Annotated in this window: 13 protein-coding genes; 6 read left to right on the forward strand and 7 right to left on the reverse strand. The window is 54.2% G+C overall.

What is annotated here, in order from left to right; genetic code table 11:
* Positions 1 to 9 precede the first annotated feature (9 nt).
* The 7 genes from M2108_RS26420 to M2108_RS26450 all read right to left on the reverse strand — a co-directional run bounded on the left by M2108_RS26420 (position 10) and on the right by M2108_RS26450 (position 9887).
* A complete protein-coding gene (locus M2108_RS26420; protein WP_042172978.1) occupies positions 10 to 798 on the reverse strand; it encodes an ABC transporter permease in 789 nt (262 codons plus the stop codon).
* 4 nt (positions 799 to 802) lie between these two features.
* Positions 803 to 1621 carry an ABC transporter permease gene (locus M2108_RS26425; RefSeq protein ID WP_277472357.1) on the reverse strand — a complete coding sequence of 273 codons (819 nt, stop codon included), beginning with the start codon at positions 1619 to 1621 and terminating at the stop codon, positions 803 to 805.
* 25 nt (positions 1622 to 1646) lie between these two features.
* Positions 1647 to 2609 carry a nucleoside hydrolase gene (locus M2108_RS26430; RefSeq protein ID WP_277472358.1) on the reverse strand — a complete coding sequence of 321 codons (963 nt, stop codon included), beginning with the start codon at positions 2607 to 2609 and terminating at the stop codon, positions 1647 to 1649.
* 2 nt (positions 2610 to 2611) lie between these two features.
* Positions 2612 to 3700: an ABC transporter substrate-binding protein gene (locus M2108_RS26435; RefSeq protein WP_277472359.1), complete on the reverse strand. Its 1089-nt coding sequence runs from the start codon at positions 3698 to 3700 to the stop codon at positions 2612 to 2614.
* 184 nt (positions 3701 to 3884) lie between these two features.
* The gene (locus M2108_RS26440; RefSeq protein ID WP_042172970.1) at positions 3885 to 4229 is read right to left on the reverse strand and encodes a hypothetical protein; all 345 of its coding nucleotides are present in this window, start codon (positions 4227 to 4229) and stop codon (positions 3885 to 3887) included.
* Positions 4230 to 4585: 356 nt separating this feature from the next.
* Positions 4586 to 6742, reverse strand: coding sequence for an alpha-galactosidase (locus M2108_RS26445; protein ID WP_277472360.1), 2157 nt, complete (start codon positions 6740 to 6742; stop codon positions 4586 to 4588).
* A 373-nt stretch (positions 6743 to 7115) separates the two neighbouring features.
* Positions 7116 to 9887 carry a glycoside hydrolase family 2 protein gene (locus M2108_RS26450; protein WP_277472361.1) on the reverse strand — a complete coding sequence of 924 codons (2772 nt, stop codon included), beginning with the start codon at positions 9885 to 9887 and terminating at the stop codon, positions 7116 to 7118.
* A 267-nt stretch (positions 9888 to 10154) separates the two neighbouring features.
* On the opposite strand from M2108_RS26450, the gene M2108_RS26455 reads away from it, so the two are divergent.
* The 6 genes from M2108_RS26455 to M2108_RS26480 all read left to right on the forward strand — a co-directional run bounded on the left by M2108_RS26455 (position 10155) and on the right by M2108_RS26480 (position 17537).
* On the forward strand, positions 10155 to 11501 hold the full coding sequence (locus M2108_RS26455; RefSeq protein ID WP_277472362.1) for an ABC transporter substrate-binding protein: 1347 nt from the start codon (positions 10155 to 10157) through the stop codon (positions 11499 to 11501).
* A 123-nt stretch (positions 11502 to 11624) separates the two neighbouring features.
* Positions 11625 to 12518 carry a carbohydrate ABC transporter permease gene (locus M2108_RS26460; protein WP_277472363.1) on the forward strand — a complete coding sequence of 298 codons (894 nt, stop codon included), beginning with the start codon at positions 11625 to 11627 and terminating at the stop codon, positions 12516 to 12518.
* Position 12519: 1 nt separating this feature from the next.
* Positions 12520 to 13353 (forward strand): carbohydrate ABC transporter permease, encoded by an 834-nt coding sequence (locus tag M2108_RS26465; RefSeq protein WP_277472364.1) that lies wholly within the window; start codon positions 12520 to 12522, stop codon positions 13351 to 13353.
* Positions 13354 to 13378: 25 nt separating this feature from the next.
* The gene (locus M2108_RS26470; RefSeq protein WP_277472365.1) at positions 13379 to 15214 is read left to right on the forward strand and encodes a cache domain-containing sensor histidine kinase; all 1836 of its coding nucleotides are present in this window, start codon (positions 13379 to 13381) and stop codon (positions 15212 to 15214) included.
* Between the two features lie 85 nt (positions 15215 to 15299).
* Entirely contained in the window at positions 15300 to 16799 is a 1500-nt protein-coding gene (locus tag M2108_RS26475; RefSeq protein WP_277472366.1) for a response regulator, read from the forward strand.
* Positions 16800 to 16811: 12 nt separating this feature from the next.
* A complete protein-coding gene (locus tag M2108_RS26480; protein WP_277472367.1) occupies positions 16812 to 17537 on the forward strand; it encodes a spermidine synthase in 726 nt (241 codons plus the stop codon).
* Positions 17538 to 18006 lie beyond the last annotated feature (469 nt).

Consider the following 18006-nt stretch of genomic DNA (forward strand, 5'->3'; position numbering starts at 1 on the left):
TTTAATTGGCTATCTTTTGGTAAAATAAGCGAATCCCATCAGCCGCTCGATGACGAACATCAGCGCCGCCGTCAGCACCATCAGAATGACGGAGATCGCGGCAATTGTAGGATCGAAGTAATTTTGCACATAGGTCAGCATTTGAATCGGCAGAGTACTGATCCCCGGACCGGTCATGAAGACGGAAATATCCACGTTGTTGAACGACTCCAGAAAAGCGATCAGAATCGCCGCCAGAATCCCCGAGCGGATATTGGGCAGTACGATTTTGAAGAACGTGTACAGCCTCGAGGCTCCCAGGCTCTGCGCCGCCTCCTCCACCGCGAAATCGAAATTCTCAAGACTTGAAGCAATAACCCGGATAATAAACGGCAGCATAATCACCGTATGCCCGATCAGCAGACCGGCCACAATCGGCAGCCCGTAGACGACAATCAGGTAGCGCAGCAGCGTGAAGCCCAGCACAATCCCGGGAATCAGCACCGGCGACAGGAAAATCGCATTCAGCGTATCCCGCCCGCGGAACCGGTAACGGCTCAGCGCATAGGCCGCCGGCACACCGAGCAGGAGCGCCAGCAGATTGCCGAGCAGCGAGATGATAATCGAGGTTTTGAAGGTGTCCATAAAGGCGCTGACCTCAAAAATATTCCGGTACCATTTCAGCGAAAAGCCCTCAGGGGGAAATTTCAGGACCGTGCCCGGCTCAAAGGAAGTAATCGAGATGATCACGAGCGGACCCAGCAAAAATATAAAGACCAGCAGTGTGTACAAGGACAGCACGCGGTTGCCTTCCTTCATGTTCTCACCCCTTCGGATTCAAGCGGTTGGCCCAGGCATTCATCAGCCCGACCACCACAAATGTAATAACAATCATAATAACCGCGATGACCGAGGCCGCCTGCCAGTCGTTCAGCGTCATGGCGTTCTGGTACAGGAAGGTGGAAACCACCCGTTCCTTACCGCCGAGCAGCGCAGGCGTTGTATACGCCGTAAGGCTGCCGACAAAGACGAGAATGCCGCCGATAATCAGGCCCGGCACCGTCAGCGGGAAGGTGATTTTGCGGAATGCGGCGAACGGGGAAGCCCCCAGACTGCGCGCCGCCCGCACCAGCTCGTGATCCAGATTTTCCATAACCCCGAGCAGGGTGATAATGATCAGCGGCAGGAACAGATGCACCAGTCCGATCATCATCGCCGTCGGCGTATAGAGGATGTCGAGCGGCTTATCGATCAATCCGGTGTTGACCAGGAAGGAGTTGATCAGCCCTTTTTTGCCGAGGATAATCATCCAGCTAAAAGAACGTACAACAGGACTTGTCAGCAGCGGAAAAATCGACAGTGCCAGCAGAATGCTCTTCTTGCGGGCGCTTGCCCGTGAGATATAATAAGCCGCCGGATAGCCGAGCAGCATGCAGACCAGTGTCGTCACCACACTCACCCGGAGCGTAGTCAGCAGGATGCGGTTAAAGTACCCGTCCCGGAAAAAATGCAGATATCCTTCGAGTGTCAGCTTCCCGTCCTGCACAAAAGTGGAGGCAATGGTCAGCGTAATCGGGACCAGCATGAAGGCCGCCAGGAACAACAGACCCGGCAGCAGCAGGTACAGTGCTTTTTTGTTCATTCTAATGACTCCCGTCCTTCTTCTGCTATTGGTTCAGGCTGTTAAAGCTATTGCTGTTCAAGCTGTTAATGAAGCATTCCAGAAAAGCGGGCGCATCCACCTCCAGGCAGACACCGGCGTTCGCTGGTCTTGCCAATCGGTTCTGGAAATCGCAGACGGTCTGCCCGTCACACAGGTCACTTCTTGTCTCAACATCCACATAATAATCATACACAGTAACGAACGAGCGGTTCAGTGCCACACCCACCGCAAGCGGATCATGCAGTGCACAGGCCTGCACACCGTTCCGTTCCCAATATCGCGTACGGTAATCCGCCGTACTCTTCTCCACATAATCGCGGATGACCGGATTCTGCAGCTTCGCTATATCATCTGCGCTTAACAGCGCCTTGCGGGTCACATCCAGCCCGACCAGCGTCAGGCGGGGGAACCCGGCTGCCAGCACCAGCTTGGCCGCCTCCGGGTCAACATACATGTTGTATTCCGCCGTCGGCGTAATATTGCCGAAGCCCTGTACCACGCCGCCCATTACAATCACCTCGGCGGCATGCTGCGTCAGCTCCGGGCACTTGAGCAGCGCACGTGCCAGGTTGGTCAGCGGTGCGGTCATAATCAGCGTGACCTCTCCGGGCTGATCCAGCACCTGGCGGATGATAAAGTCCTCCGCCCGTTCAGCTTCAGCCTGCTTCGTTACGGCCATATCGGCCAGCGCCCCGCCGATTCCGTCCGAGCCGTGTACACGGTGTTCGAACAGGCTATCCCGGACCAGCGGCTGGTCCGCCCCGCGGAAGACCGGAATCTGCCCGGACACGCCGAGCAGCTCCAGAATCTTGCAGGTGTTCAGGGTCGCCTGATCCAGCGAGACATTGCCGCTGACCGTGGTGATCCCGAGAATATCGAGTTCTCCGCTCGTCACAGCCAGCATAATCGCGAGCGCATCGTCCACTCCTGTATCTACATCGAGAATGACCTTTTTACGCGCTGTCATCCTTAGCCGCCGATCTCACGGTTGAAACGGTCGGTCCACTCAGTGATGTGCTGGTTCACAAACGACATGTCGAGCTTGCGCAGCTGGCCGATAACATCCGCACCATAAGTCACGCCCGCCGCTTCTTCAGGTGTCAGCATTACGTTCATGTTAACCGGGGAATCCACTTTTGCTTTTGCAGAAGCCGCCTGCACCTCTTCACTCAGCTGCCAGTTAATGAATTCTTCAGCCAGCTCTATATTGTCACTGCCTTTAACTACGTTAACGGTGTTCATTACGGCATAAGCGCCTTCGGACGGTGCCACGAATTTGGCATCAGGCACAGCCGCCTGCAGATCCTTGAAGTACATTTCCATGATCGGGCCGCCGGCGATTTCCTCCTGGCCGAACATGTTTACATACTCCGAGGTCTGGCCGTAGTATTTCACAACATTGCTGTCCAGCTCTTTCAGCTTTGTGAACGCTGTATCTTCATTGAAGTCTGCGTTACCAGCAGCAAGGGATGCTGCATCAACGATCATCGGGCCTGCTGTAGCCGTAATTGCCGGCATCGCCAGGTTTTTATCAAACTTGGTCCAGAGGTCACTCCATGCAGTAACCTCTCCCGAGGTCAGAGCCGGATTGTAGGCAATGCCCAGACGTCCGATCGTGTACGCGGGACCGTATTCTGCACCAAGCGGCGCTTTAGCGATATCATAAATGTTCTGGAGATTCGGAATTTTGCTGCTGTCGATCGTATCGAACAGCCCTTCGTTAATCGCCTGCTGCGCGTAATAATCGGACAGATAGACTACGTCCACGTCGGAGCTGCCCTGGCGGATTTTGTTCAGGCGCTCGGCGTTGTTGCCGATTTCCACGACGATTTTGACATTATGCTCTTTCTCAAACGGAGCGTAGACTGCTTCCTTGAAGAAGTCTTCCGAGAAGCCCCAGGTGGAAATGACCAGTTCAGTCGGTTCCCCGGACGCTGTATTTCCCTGTGCAGCCGTATTATCAGCACCTGTGTTGTTTGTCGCCGCATTGTTTGCGCCGCAAGCCGCCAGCATCGAAGTCAGGGCCAGTGCAAGGCCGGTAGTCATGATCTTTTTCATTAGTAAATAACCTCCCAGAAATGTTGGTATTGTCTATTTTTTCAATAAAAAAAGAAAAGCATTCTTGTAGGAACAAGAACACTTTTCTTTGTGTAAACAAAGTCAAGAGCTACCCGTTATAGAAGGACGGTCTTCGCTTAAGATAGATCAAAAGCAAAAATCCGCAGATATTAAGATGAAGCTGTTATTCTCCGGCCAGTATCATATTCGTAAAAGCCCACTGGGTCGGTGCATCGTAATCTCTGAGCAGAACCTCAATCGTCAGGCCCATCTCTTCTTCAAGCCTTTCCTTAAAACGCTTCTTAAACAGCAGCGACATCCGGAAGTCCACTTCCTGCTTAAGCTCCGGCGCCTCGCCCTCCAGGGCGGTTGACCGGGGAGATCTGCGGTGCTTGGCGTGAAAGGTAATGACCCGCTGATCGACAGATACGCGGAGCAAGGTCGTCCCGAAGCCAAACAATTCCTTGGAGATCTCATTGTAGATCTGGCACATCTTCTTCTTCTGCTCGCTGTTCTCCAGTTCTGCCATGAAACCACCTTTGAAAACCAGAATATCGTACAATCACATCGAGATTAATTGCTATTATACATAGTTAAAGTATTTTCGGCAACAAAAAAACTAAAACTAACATGAAAGTAACGCTAAACACGAACGTTGATAAGTAGACGAGTGTTTTTGCCTCTTATTCTGCCGTTTCGCTCGCGTGTGCTGGAATCAGAGGCATTTTCGCCTCTCATTTCGGCGCTTCGCCTGCGGGTGCTGGAATCAGTAGCATTTTTGCCTCTCATTTTTTATTATCTCCCAAGTGAATTAATAAAAGCCAGGTTTCCCTGGCTCACTTATCGCTATTAGATTTAGTTAATCTCCTTGTTTAATTAATTCCATTAGTCCTGCGCCTTTAAGTGGAAGCAGCCGCTCACATAATCGCGCTGGATGTCCGGCAGCGCCAGCCCGGCCTGCATCAGCCGGTCACCGCCGAAGACTTCACCGCTGTCCAGCACCGTGTAATCGAGGTCCGGGTTCAACCCGCGGACTTTCAGCGTCCGGCGTGCCGGGTAAGGCACAGCCATCACCCGGAAGTAATAGACAAGCGCCTCACGCTGATCGTCCGAGACAAACATCCATGCCGTTTCGTTACCCTCGAATGGACTCTGCAGGCGGTACAGGTTACCCTGCTGCACGAGACTGCGGATTTCTTTGTAATTCGCAACCTGCTGCTTCACCAGTTCCTTCTCCTCGTCGGTGAACTTCGTCAGGTCAAGCTCGTAGCCGAAGTTACCGGACATCGCGACATCTCCGCGGAACGACAGCGGTGTAACCCGGCCGACCTGATGATTCGGCACTGCCGAGACATGTGCGCCCATCGCGCTTATTGGATAGACGAGGCTGGTGCCGTACTGGATCTTCAGGCGTTCCGCCGCATCCGTATCGTCGCTGGTCCAGGTCTGCGGCATGTAATAGAGCATGCCCGGGTCGAACCGGCCGCCGCCGCTGGAGCAGCTCTCGAACAGAATATGCGGGAAATCACCAGTCAGGCGGTCGATCAGCTCATACAGTCCCAGCACATAGCGGTGGGCAGTCTCAGCCTGACGCTCAGCCGGCAGTTCAGCCGAGCCGATCTCCGTCAGATTGCGGTTCATATCCCATTTTACATAGGCGATAGGTACGCTGGAGAAAATTTTACTTAGCGCATTATAGACATAATCCCGCACCTCGGCACGCGTCAAATCAAGCACGAGCTGCCAGCGCGCTTCCGTCCGCCGGCGCCCTGGCACATGCAGGCACCAGTCCGGATGCGCGCGGTACAGGTCACTGTCCGGAGAGATCATCTCCGGCTCGACCCACAGGCCGAACTGCATTCCCAGATCATTGACCCGCTTAGCCACGTCGGCTAGTCCGCCAGGCAGCTTGCGCAGATCTTCGGTCCAGTCGCCGAGTGAGGAGTTGTCGGCATCGCGCTTGCCGAACCAGCCGTCATCGAGTACAAACAGCTCAATGCCAAGTTTCGAGCCTTCGGCTGCAATGTCCACCAGCTTGTCAGCATTGAAATTGAAGTAGGTTGCTTCCCAGTTATTCACGAGAATCGGACGCTCTTTATCACGGAACGTCCCCCGTACCAGACGTGTGCGGTACAGGCGGTGATAGATCCGCGACATGCCTCCGAGGCCCTCAGCAGAGTAAACCATTACCGCTTCCGGTGTCTGGAATCTCTCTCCTGGAGCCAGCCGCCAGGAGAAATCAAACGGATTCAGCCCGATGCCCAGCCGGGTATGGCTGAACCCGTCCACTTCGGCTTCAATAGCGAAGCCGCCGCTGTAGACCAGGGAGAAGCCATATACTTCTCCCTGGTGCTCGTCGGTTCCAGGCTTGGCCAGCGCAGCGAACGGATTGTGCTGATGGCTGCTCATGCCCCGGCGGGACTGCAGTGCCGTCGTGCCCTGCTCCAGCCGTCTGCGGGTGAGATTTCCTTCCCGCGACCAGCCGCCGGACAGATAGATCAGGTCAAACTGGCCGTCTTCCGGGAAATCGACGGAAGCGCTCAGCGCGCGAAGCAGATCCAGTGGGGCCTGCCCGTCATTGACCAGCTCCACCGAGCGGGCAATAACATCCGTGTCGCGGTACACGGTATAGCGCAGGATTACGTTCAGCGAGGCATAATCATCGCGCAGCGTAATCTCCAGCGTATCCGCTTCATCCGGCGATTCCACATATACAGACGGAAGCCCGTCAAGCTGCGGCTTACCTGCCAGCACCCGGTATCCGGTGTACTGCAGCTCTGTAATCCGCGTGCCGTCTTGCAGCTTGACTTGGTAAGCCGGCACACGGTAATCTCCTGTGCCGTACTGCGGATATTCCTGCGGAAGCCGGTCAAGCGCAGTGCCCACACCCAGATGCGGCAGTCCGTCCAAATTGCCTTCATGACGCAGCTTCTTGCCCCAATATATGTGCATCGGATAGTTATTATAAAGGCCGATAATATAGCTCATACCCTTACTCTGCAGATGAAAGATTCCCTTGTCTTCCTGTACCCAAATCGCCATTTTCTGGCTCCTTCTCCCTAATAATTAGGTATGTTTTATCTCACTCCGCCAATTTGTCTGCGCCAGGTGAATGTAGTGGGAAATAGAGGGATTTTTCCCTCTATTTCGGCTCTGGCGGCCCCCTTCAGCCCCAATTAGTGGGATTTTTCCCTCTATTTCGGCTCTGGTGGCCCCCTTCAGCCCCAATTAGAGGGATTTTCCCCTCTATTTCAGCTCTGGTGGCCCACTTGAGCCCCATTTAGAGGGATTTTTCCCTCTATTTCAGCCCTGGGTGGCCCCCACAGCCCCAATTAGTGGGATCTTTCCCTCTAACTCACTACTCTGCACAAGCAGACCTCCGACTTGCGCATCATCATGGCGAAGGCGCTTCGTCTTACTTCACATAATCCGCCATTGACCGGACTTCCAGTCCTTGCGGAACAGCGGGAGTGAAGTCCGTCGCACCAGCACCAGCTTTCGCCCCATTCATTACTCCCGTACCTGTAGCCGCGGCTTCCACTCCAGCTCCAGCCCCAGCACTTCCTCCGGCCTCCAACCCGGCACTGCCTCCGGCCTCTAACCCGGCACTGCCTCCGGCCTCCAACCCGGCACTGCCTCCGGCTTCCAACCCGGCACTGCCTCCGGCTTCCAGCCCGGCACTTCCTCCGGCCACAGCCCCTGCCGCCTCGTGAACCCCACCACGCCGCAGGAACTGCACCGTCTTCACCTCGCCTGGAAGCAGGTCAAAATAATTATCCGAGAAGATACCTTCCTGCTCCGCAGTCAGGTACACACCTCTGGCCAGCACGTCGCTGCTGACGGTGAAGCTCAGGCCGCCGCTGCCCGGCACCTCAGCCACTGTCAGAGCCGGCTGCTCCAGCTTCAGCTCCTTCGCCGCAGCGAAGTAGTGCTCCTTGCGCTCAAGCAGCGAACCGTCCGCCGCCTCCAGAGCAGCTACCAGCACCACTTGCTCCGCAGCATAGCCCGCCAGCAGCTCCATCACCGGCACAGCGAACACCACCGCTGACGAATCAGCGGCCAGCTGCACAGGCTGCTTCCACTCCTTCAGTACCGCTCCGCTGAAGTCATGCAGCCGGACCACCAGCTCCCCGGCCAGCGCTTCCCGCAGGTCAGACACTGCATGAACCTGCAGTTTCTCCCCGTCCATCGCCTCCACAGAGAGCAGAACATCCTTGAAGCTCCGGCGCGCAGTATACTGCAGCGCCTTCCAGCGGCCGTAGTAGTCCATCCCGGCCCAGGAAGCCACCGGCCAGCAGTCATTCATCTGCCAGTACAGGGTGCCCATGCAGTAAGGCTTGTTCCGGCGGTGGCTCTCAATGGCCATCCGCATGGCCTCTGCCTGAAGAATCTGGCTCATGTACAGGAACGACCGGAAATCCTTCGGCTCCGGCAGATAGATGTCCATATATTCCTTGATGATCTGATTACCCCGGCCGTTCTTCTGGTGGGCCAGCATCACTTCCGACTCCAGCTCCATGTCCTTCTCTTCCGCATAGGTCAGCACCGATTTCAGCTCAGGGAAGGATTGGAAGCCGTATTCACTCATGAAGCGGCCGACCTTAACGTTATAGTTCTCAAACGGCTCGATTCCGTGCCACACGCCCCAGTAATGAACATCCCCGTCACCTGCAATCCGTACAGCGTGCTGGTCGATATCATTCGTGAGCTCACGGAGCGGAGAGGACGGCCAGTATTCCATGCCCGGATGATGGGCTGCTACCGCCTCCGGCAGAATCCGGTGGAAAATGTCTTCATAAGCAGTCCACAGCGTCTCACGGATTTCAGCACTCAGCTTCTCCTTCCAGCCCCAGCCCTTATTCTCCTCGAATTGCGCCCAGGCAGAGTCAATCTCGTTATTGCCGCACCAGAGAGCAATACATGGATGATTGCGCAGCCGTTTCACATTATAAGCTGCTTCTTTTTGCACATTCAGAAGGAACGCCTCGTCTCCCGGGTACATGCTGCAGGCAAACATGAAGTCCTGCCACACCAGCAGGCCGTATTCGTCACACAGCCGGTAAAAAGCCTCCTCCTCATAAAAGCCGCCGCCCCACACCCGCAGCATGTTCATATTCGACGCTGCCGCTGATGCGATCTCATAGCGGTAGCGTTCTTCCGTTACTTCCGTAATAAAGCTGTCATTCGGAATATGGTTGGCACCCTTCGCAAACACCGGCACACCGTTAAGCTCGAACTTAAATGAAGCGCCTTTCGCATCCGGTTTGCGGATCAGCTTGATTTCCCGCAGACCGGTCTTCACCTCAGCGCCAGCGAGCACAGCCCCGTTCTCCAGCAGCTCCGCCCGGAACGTAGTTAACTCCGGCGCTCCCAGCCCGTTACACCACCACAGGCGCGGCTGATTAATCACCAGTTCAAGCTCCGCTGTGCCCTTACCCGGTTCCAATGTAACTTCCCGCGTCCACTCCTGCCCTTCAGCAGTAATCCGCAGCGTTCCCGCCCATGTCTCCGGCGTATCCACTTCCACTATTGCTGTCACGCGTGCCGACGCCTGTTTAACCTCATCCTGCCGGATGTACACATCGGCAATTACCGCAGCACTCCGTCCGGTAAGCACCGCTTCACGCCAGATGCCGCTTGTCAGGAACCGCGGACCCCAGTCCCAGCCGTAATGATACGGCGCTTTGCGGGCAAATACACTGATCCTTTTCTCCTCAAGACCGCCAAGCTCGGACTGGTCATTCGGCGCCGGCAGATCATAACCCAGTTTCTCCAGCTTCGGCAGATCCTCTGCCACCACAGAACGGAATCTCACCACAATCTCATTTTCACCTGTCCGCAGCAGATCCTTGACATCCACCGTCCACGCCAGGAACATATTATCTGCAGAAAGCGTATGCACATTGTTCACGTAGACATCAGCATACGTATCCAGTCCGGCAAAATTAAGCTCCGTAACCGTCAGGCTCTGCCAATCCTCATCCAGCTGTAATATCGTTCTGTACTCCCAGTCCTTTTTGTCGATCCACTGCAGCTCATGCTCATTCTTTCCATAAAAGGGCTGCGGAATCAGCCCGTTGCGCAACAGGTCCGTATGCACCGTACCCGGCACAACTGCCGGAAACCATTGTTCCTCACCACAGGCCCTGAATTCCCAATCTGTTAAAGCAAGCTGTTTGTGCGTCATGAGTCCTCCTAAAAGTTTTGTCAGCATTCCCTTAAGCTTTGTAAGCGTGCATCCTGCTCTCGTTAATCAATAAAAGATGGCGTTTTCTTAACTGTGTACGATAACCATTGTATTTTGTTATTATATTGTTAGCAACAATCTAATTATAATCCCAGAAAGAAAACAAATAAAGACAATAAATAATAATTCAATACATTTCTTAGGCCGGAAAATCACGTTATAATATCCATGTAAACGCTAACAACAAAACGAAAAGGGGACAACGCAATGAGAAACAAGTTATTTTCGTTATCTTTTGTTATCATTATGATACTTTCACTATCCCTAACAGGCTGCGGTTCAAACAACAATAACAACACCGCTACAGCCACAGACGAACCCGCAGCGACTGCCGCTCCTGCCGACACCGGCGGAAATGCAGCGGCAACCACTGAACCGGCAGCCCCAAGCGGCGCAGACATCAGCGGCAAAATCACCTTCCTGACCAACAGAACCGATATGATCGGCAAAGAGTATGACGAATATGTTAAGCGCTTTAATGAAAAGTATCCGAATATCAAGGTAGAATTTGAAGCCTCACAGACCGACTACAACCAGCAGGCAAAAGTCAGAATGGCCAGCGGCGAGCTTCCTGACGTCATGTTCATCCCGACCATCCCTAACTCGGACCTGCCGAAATATTTCGCACCGCTTGACGATCTCGGCCTGACTGACCAGATTACCTTTAAAGATTTCAAATCCTATGAAGGCCAGCTGTACGGGATCACCACCGGTAACTCCACTACAGGGATTGTCTACAATAAAAAAGCGTTCGCCGATGCCGGCATCACTGAAATCCCCAAGACCTGGGATGAATTCCTCGCTGCCTGCGAAAAGCTGAAAGCAGCCGGAGTTGTGCCGCTCGCTTCCAACTTTAAGGACAAATGGCCGCTGAACGACTGGGTATACTCCGTTCCCCGCATTATCGACGGCGACCCTAATTTCCCGAACGAAAAGCTGACCTCCGATACTCCTTTTACCATGGACAACGGCTACGGCAAATCGCTGAGCCTGCTTAGAGAGCTGAATGAGAAGGGCTATCTGGAAAAAGACATCAACTCCACCAACTGGGAACAATCGAAGAAGGACATCGCATCCGGCAAATTCGCCATGTATTACCTGGGCAACTGGGTCATCAACCAGGTTATCGGCGCAGGCACAACTTCGGACAATGTAGGCTTCTTCCCGCTTCCTTATGACAACTCGGGCACAATCACTGCACCGCTGAGCCCTGACTTCTTCTATGCAGTAGCCAAGAACAGCAAAAATGTAGACGCTGCCAAAGCCTTCGTCAAATGGATGATCGAAGACTCCGGGTATGAGGATTTTGCCGGCTTCATCTCTCCGCTTAAGGGCAAAGAATCCAACCTGACTCAGCTAAAAGAATTCCAGGCTACCGGCGTAGTCCTGCAGGAAGGCACTGTGGATGACGCCAAGGTTACTGAAATCACCAACAAAGCACAGCTCGACCTGCCGGCTATGGCTCAGGAATTCGTTCTGGCCAAAGATCCGCAAACCGTCTTCGACAAATGGAATAAAGCATGGGCCAAAGCCAAAAAAGACCTCGGCTATTGATCCTGTAGACACGCTGCAGCTTAGCTACGCATAAACTCCGGCGCAAAATGGATTATGCCTTTCTGGGTAATCCATTTTGTCGTCATACCCATGAAACGCTTTTACGGAAAGAAGGTTGAAGACATGTTCGGCACATTATCCTATAACAAACAAAAGATGATTATCATCATTTCCTTTCTGACCATTCCGCTGCTGCTTCTGGCAACGTTCACCTACTACCCTGCCCTTAAGCTGGTCTATTTCAGCTTCACCAACTGGGACGGCTACAGCCCGGAGAAACCGTGGGTCGGCCTGGACAATTACCGTGAGGTGTTCGGCAATCCGGATATTTTCAAGGTGTTCACCCATAACTTTGCCTACTTTGTGATGGGGATTGTCCAGAATATCATCGCCATCTACTTCGCTGTCGTACTGAGCAGCAGGCTGCGCGGCAAAAACGCCTTCCGCATTATGCTCTTCCTGCCTTATATTATGAACGGTGTCGCGGTGGCTTTTATGTTCGGCTATGTTTTTGATACGACCAACGGCTCCCTGAACCTGTTCCTGAACAGCATCGGACTGACCGGACTCGGCCAGACCAGCTGGCTCGGTACCGAAGGGCTGGTTAACTACTCGCTCGCTTCGACCGGCTTCTGGCGGTTTATGGGCTATAACATGGTCATCTACATCGCATCTTTGCAGGCTATTCCAAAGGATATATATGAAGCGGCCAAAATAGACGGTGCGGGCTCTTTTCAGACACTATGGAGAATTACCCTGCCTAACATGAAGCCGGTCATCCAGCTTAATCTGTTCCTGACTGTTACCGGCGCGCTCGAAGTATTCGATCTGCCGTTCGTCCTGACCAAAGGCGGCCCGGCCGGCGCCAGTGAGACTTATGTGCAGAAGGTCGTCGATACGGCATTTGCTTTTAATAACTACGGCCTGGCTTCGGCGATGAGCATCATCCTGCTCTTCTTTGTGGTCATTGTGCTGCTGGTGCAGCAGCTAGTGCTTAGCCGGGGAGGAGACAAATAATATGACCCACAGCAAATTCCGCACTGTCGATTTCTTCAAATACGTCACGCTCCTGATCGGGGTATTTGTCGTCCTTTTCCCGCCTTATGTGGTGATCGTTAATGCCTTTAAATCTACGGATGAATTCAACACCAGCAGCTCTATGGCTCTCCCGAAAAGCTTCCTGAACTTCGATAACTTTATCGCCGTGTTCCAGCGCGGGGGTCTGCTCAGCGGCTTCGGCAACGTGCTGGTGATCATCATAATTACATTGACCCTGAACATTCTGTTTGGCACAATGGTGGCATACGTGCTGGGCCGCTTCAATTTCAAACTGAAACCGCTTGTATTCGGAGCTTACCTGGTTGCCACCATCATTCCGAGCATCACCACCCAGGTCGCCACCTTCGGTATTATCAAAAGTCTGGGACTCTACAACACGCTAGGCGCTCCCATTGTGCTCTACATCGGTGCCGATGTGATCCAGATCATCCTGTATCTGCAGTTTATCCGCAACATTCCGTTTGATCTCGACGAGAGTGCCATGGTGGAAGGGGCCTCCCTGTTCAAAATCTACCGTTCGATCATCTTCCCGCTCCTCACTCCGGCGACAGCAACACTGGTGATTCTGAAGACGATCAGCATCTACAATGACATGTACATCCCTTACCTTTATATGCCCAAACAAAGCCTTGGCGTAGTGACCACGATCCTGATGCGGTTCCAGGGGGTCAACTCGGGTGAATGGAACCTGATCTGTGCGGCGATTCTGCTGATTTTGCTGCCGACGGTCATTCTGTACTTCTTCCTGCAGCGTTATATTTTTGAAGGAGTCACCAGCGGCGCGGTAAAATAGGGGTGTACGGAAAGGAACAACTTCAGTGGTTTCCTATATCCTGAGCATTCCCCGCAGACTCTGGCTGTTCCTGGCCAACCTGCCGATGGAGCGCAAGCTGATTGTCGTATTCGTCTTTGTGCTCTCTCTGCCGATCACCTATGTCAGCTACCTGTCCTCGCGCTCTACCTTCAATTCGGTGCTGCAGAGCTCCACGAAGAGTGCCGGGCAGATGGCGGGCAATGCCTCGGATACCATCGACAGATATATCGCTGACCTGAAAAGATACACCGCATTGCCGCTATACAATACCGATGTGCAATTTTATCTGGAGCAGCAGAACACCGACTGGGAAAAGAACACCAGCATGTCGATGTTCCTGAGCTATTTGATCCATACCAAAGAAGAAATGACTGCCGTATATCTGGTGGATAAATACGGTTATGTGTTCTATGACCGGGCTCCCGGAATTAATGAGCTGTTCCCGGCAGAACGGATGACACAGTGGCGCAGCCTGACGGAAGAAGCCGGGGTAGCCCCCGTTGTGCAGGGCCGGCATACCATCCGGGTGAACTCCGGCGAGCACCGGGAGGTGTTCAGCGTGATGCGGACAGTCTCTTCGGTCAGCATGCTGAAGCCGATCGGGATGATTGTCTTCGATATCGACATCAAGCTGTTCAAGGGGATCGCCGATCCGGTAAACGCGGTCACCCAGGGCAACACAATCATTGTTGATGAGCATGGCGGGCTGGTCTATGGCGGTATATCTGCTGATTCAGCCGGTACTGCCCATACAGACAGCCCGGACAGGGAGCAGCAGGATATCGCTCTGCTGCTGGAGAAGACAGGCGGGCCAGAAGGCCATTTTCAGATCCGGCTGGAGGAGCAGGATTATCTGGCCGTATACACCGTATCGCAGAAAACCGGGTGGACGACGATGGTCACAATCCCGCTTGAACGTATCCTGACTCCGGTGCAGAAAACCCGTAACACGCTGATTTTGACTACACTGGCGATTGTCGCCATTGCTCTGGTGGTAGCCACCTTTATTTCCCATGCGTTGACCAAGCCGCTGAAATCACTGGTCCGCCTGATGAAGCAGGTGCAGCATGGCAATCTGGATGTATGGCTGTCACCCAAATATAATGATGAGATCGGAATGATCGGCAGCCACTTCAACCGGATGATCATCCGGGTCAAGGATCTGATCCAGGAAGTGTCGCTGACGGAGAAACGCAAGCAGAAGGCCGATATGCGTGCCTTACAGAATCAGATTAACCCGCATTTTATTTATAATACGCTGGAGTCCATCCGCATGCTGGCAGAGAGCAGCGAAGACCCGCGTGTAGCGGAGCTGACCTATCTGCTCGGACTGCAGATGCGCTACGGCATCGTCCGCAGCGAGGAAATGGTAACGGTTCGCCATGAGCTGGATCATGTGCGCAACTATCTCAACCTGCTGCATATCCGTTTTCCGGATAAGTTCAGGCTGCAGATGGATGTTCCGGAGGCGTTTCTGCCGCTTCCTCTGCTTAAGCTGGTGTTTCAGCCGGTAGTCGAAAATGCTGTATTCCACGGGCTGGAGGCAAAAGAAGGTCCGGGTACCATCCTTATCACCGCCTGGAGCGAGGAGGGTACAACGGTATTTTGCGTTGCGGATGATGGTGTCGGCATGGATGGAGACACGCTGCGGCTGTTGAACAGCAACCTCCTGGACAGCACCGACAGCGAAAAGTTTGGCATCGGGCTGCGCAATGTCAATGAGCGGCTGCGGCTGCATTACGGCAGCGCTTGCGGGCTGCAGGTCTTCAGCGAGCCGGGCCGCGGCACCCGTGTCATCATCCGGATTGACACGCTTGCGGATACACGCGATACGGAATGATACAGCTTAGGCTGAATTGAAGTGAATACGGAAAGAAAGCCTAAGCGATGGAGGGGAAAATATAGCCAGGAAGGGGGAAGCCGCATTGCTGCGTATAGTAATCGTAGATGACGAGGTTTTGATCCGTGAAGGCCTGGCCCGGATGATCAGTAAAGAGAGCAGTACCTTCTGTGTCGTTGGTACCTATGCGGACGGCAAGCAGCTGCTGGATGAGCTGCCCTCCCTGCAGGTGGATGCCGTTATTACCGACATCCGCATGCCGCAGATTGATGGCCTGGTGCTGATCAAACGGCTGAAGGCCAGCCACCCGCAGATCCGCACGCTGCTCATGAGCGGGTTCACGGAATTTAATTATGCCCGGGAGGCGATCCGCAGCTCTGCTGTGGATTACCTGCTGAAGCCGATTAACAAGGAGCAGCTCTTTGAGGTGCTCTATTCGCTTGAGCAGGAACGGAAGCAGCAGCAGGACAAAGAAAACCGCCAGCGCGCCGGCCTGCTCCTCTCCCTGCTGCAAATCGAAGAGCCTGCGGCTGCGCTGATAGGCGGCATTCTCCTGCCCCTTCCCTATTTCACAGTCACTGTAGTGAAAGGCGGCCGGCTGGAAGGAGCTATCGCCTATGCCGACCGCCTTCAGGCAGATCAGAGGATGATCTCAGATCTGCTCGAGGTTCATAAAGGGCTGCTGGCCTGGGTCCGCTATTCCCCGGAGCCGCTCACGCCTGCGGAGCGCCGGGAGCCGGCCAGCGGGATCGGAGCGGCCTGCCCGCAGCAGCGGCTGCACCTCGGAGTCAGCCGCTCTTATGACGATCCGGCCCGGCTGCGGACCGCCTATCTCGAAGCCAAGCTGGCCTGCGATGCAGGAATCTATAACCCGCAGCCGCTCCATTATGCTACTATTGAGGAGTTGAAGCCTGCCGGTCACATGGCCTCCGCAGATCCTTTTCTCCCGGTCCGGGAACCGCTCATTCATGAGCTGCAGATTCTGAATATTTCCGGGGTCCGGGAATGGATTCACCGGTTGTTCTGCACCTTTGAGGCGCTGCAGGCCGATCCGGAGCTGATCATCCGCTGCCTGCAGCAGGCGGAGGAAACGGTACGCAATGAGCTGAAGGAATATGAAGAGACTCACCGGCAGCAGAGCCGCCCGAGGCTGGAGGAAAGTGTCAGAGCGTGCATGAGTCTTGGCGCGATTGAAGATCGGTTCACCTCCACATTAAGTGCTGTGCTGGAGGATATCCGCACCCGCCGGCTGGAGCTGTCCGGCACGGCCGTTGAAACCGTAAAACGCTGGATTGCCGCCAACTATAACCAGCACGCCGATCTGAATATGCTTGCCGGAATGGTATTTTTGACACCCAGCTATTTAAGCAAGCTGTTCAAGCAGGAGACGGGTCTGACGCTGACCGATTATGTGATCGAAATCCGTATCCGGGCTGCCAAGCAACTGCTGAAGAATGCCCCGGATCTGAAGGTGCACGAGATCGGCACCGAGGTCGGCTATCCCGATCCCGCCTATTTCAACAAGCTGTTCAAAAAAACCGTCGGCGTCACGCCGAATGAATACAAACGAATTTCCCACGTATAAGGAGTCCTTGATTTGCACCCACAGCATGACGACAATGAAATTCAGGTGTATGAAACCACTGAGCTATATGGTGAAAAAGGGCGCTTCCGCGTCCTTCAGTTCTCCGGCGATGCCATCCAGGGCGCGCTTGACCTGGAGCGGCCGAAGCGGGTTGTGTTCGAATACCCGCGGGCGATGATTCACTTGATGGAATACAACAGGCCGTTGTTTCAGGATGTGTTCTTAATCGGGCACGGGATCGGCACGATTGCCGGTTATTTTGCGGAGAAGCGCTTCAAGGTGGCCGAGGTGAATGAGGAGGTTGTCCGCTACAGCAGATCCCATTTCGGCTACACTCAGGACAATGTCCTGATCGGCGACGGCCGAAGTCTGCTTGAAGAGGAGCGGGACGGCCAGTATGATTACATTCTGCTGGACGCTTTTACTGCCTCGGGCACGCCGCAGCATCTGATCTCCAGCGGATTTTTTAGTCTTACCCGCTCCAAGCTCCATTCCGGCGGCTCCATCCTCATGAACCTGATGGGCAAAAGCGAAAACGACCGCCGGATGGGCGCTATCCACACTACGCTCAGCGAACACTATCCCTATGTTGAAGCCTTCGCCCTGCCGGCCGAAGGTGCTGCCGATGTCCGCAACATCCTTCTAATGGGCAGCGGCCGCCCGGTCCGCTACCAGGCCCGCCAGCTGGCCGGCTTCGTCCCGGTCACCCTCGGCCAGGGGCATGTGATCTGGGATTGAGAGGATGGGGTGATTCCGCCCACCGTCCGCTGAGTTAGTGGGATTTTTGCCCTTGATTTGCCCATTCCGCCCGCCGTCGGCTGAGTTAGTGGGATTTTTCCCTTTACTTCGGCTATTCCCGCCCACCTTTGGCCGAGTTAATGGGATTTTTCCCTTTACTTCGGCTATTCCCGCCCATCTTTGGCCGAGTTAATGGGATTTTTCCCTTTACTTCGGCTATTCCCGCCCACCTTTGGCCGAGTTAATGGGATTTTTCCCTTTACTTCGGCTATTCCGCCTGCCATCGGCGGAATCAGAGGCACTTTTGCCTTTGATTTGACCATTCCGCGTACTTTCAGCGGAATCAAGGGCACTTTCGCCCTTAATTTGGCTGCCTGGATTGTCAACAGTAAATCAGACAACTTTTTTAAGGGCTTCTTGACGATACTGAACAGGCGTTAGGTAACCCAATGTGCCATGAATACGATGC

The sequence above is a fragment of the Paenibacillus sp. PastM-3 genome, from assembly GCF_029893965.1.
Taxonomy (GTDB): domain Bacteria; phylum Bacillota; class Bacilli; order Paenibacillales; family Paenibacillaceae; genus Paenibacillus_AQ.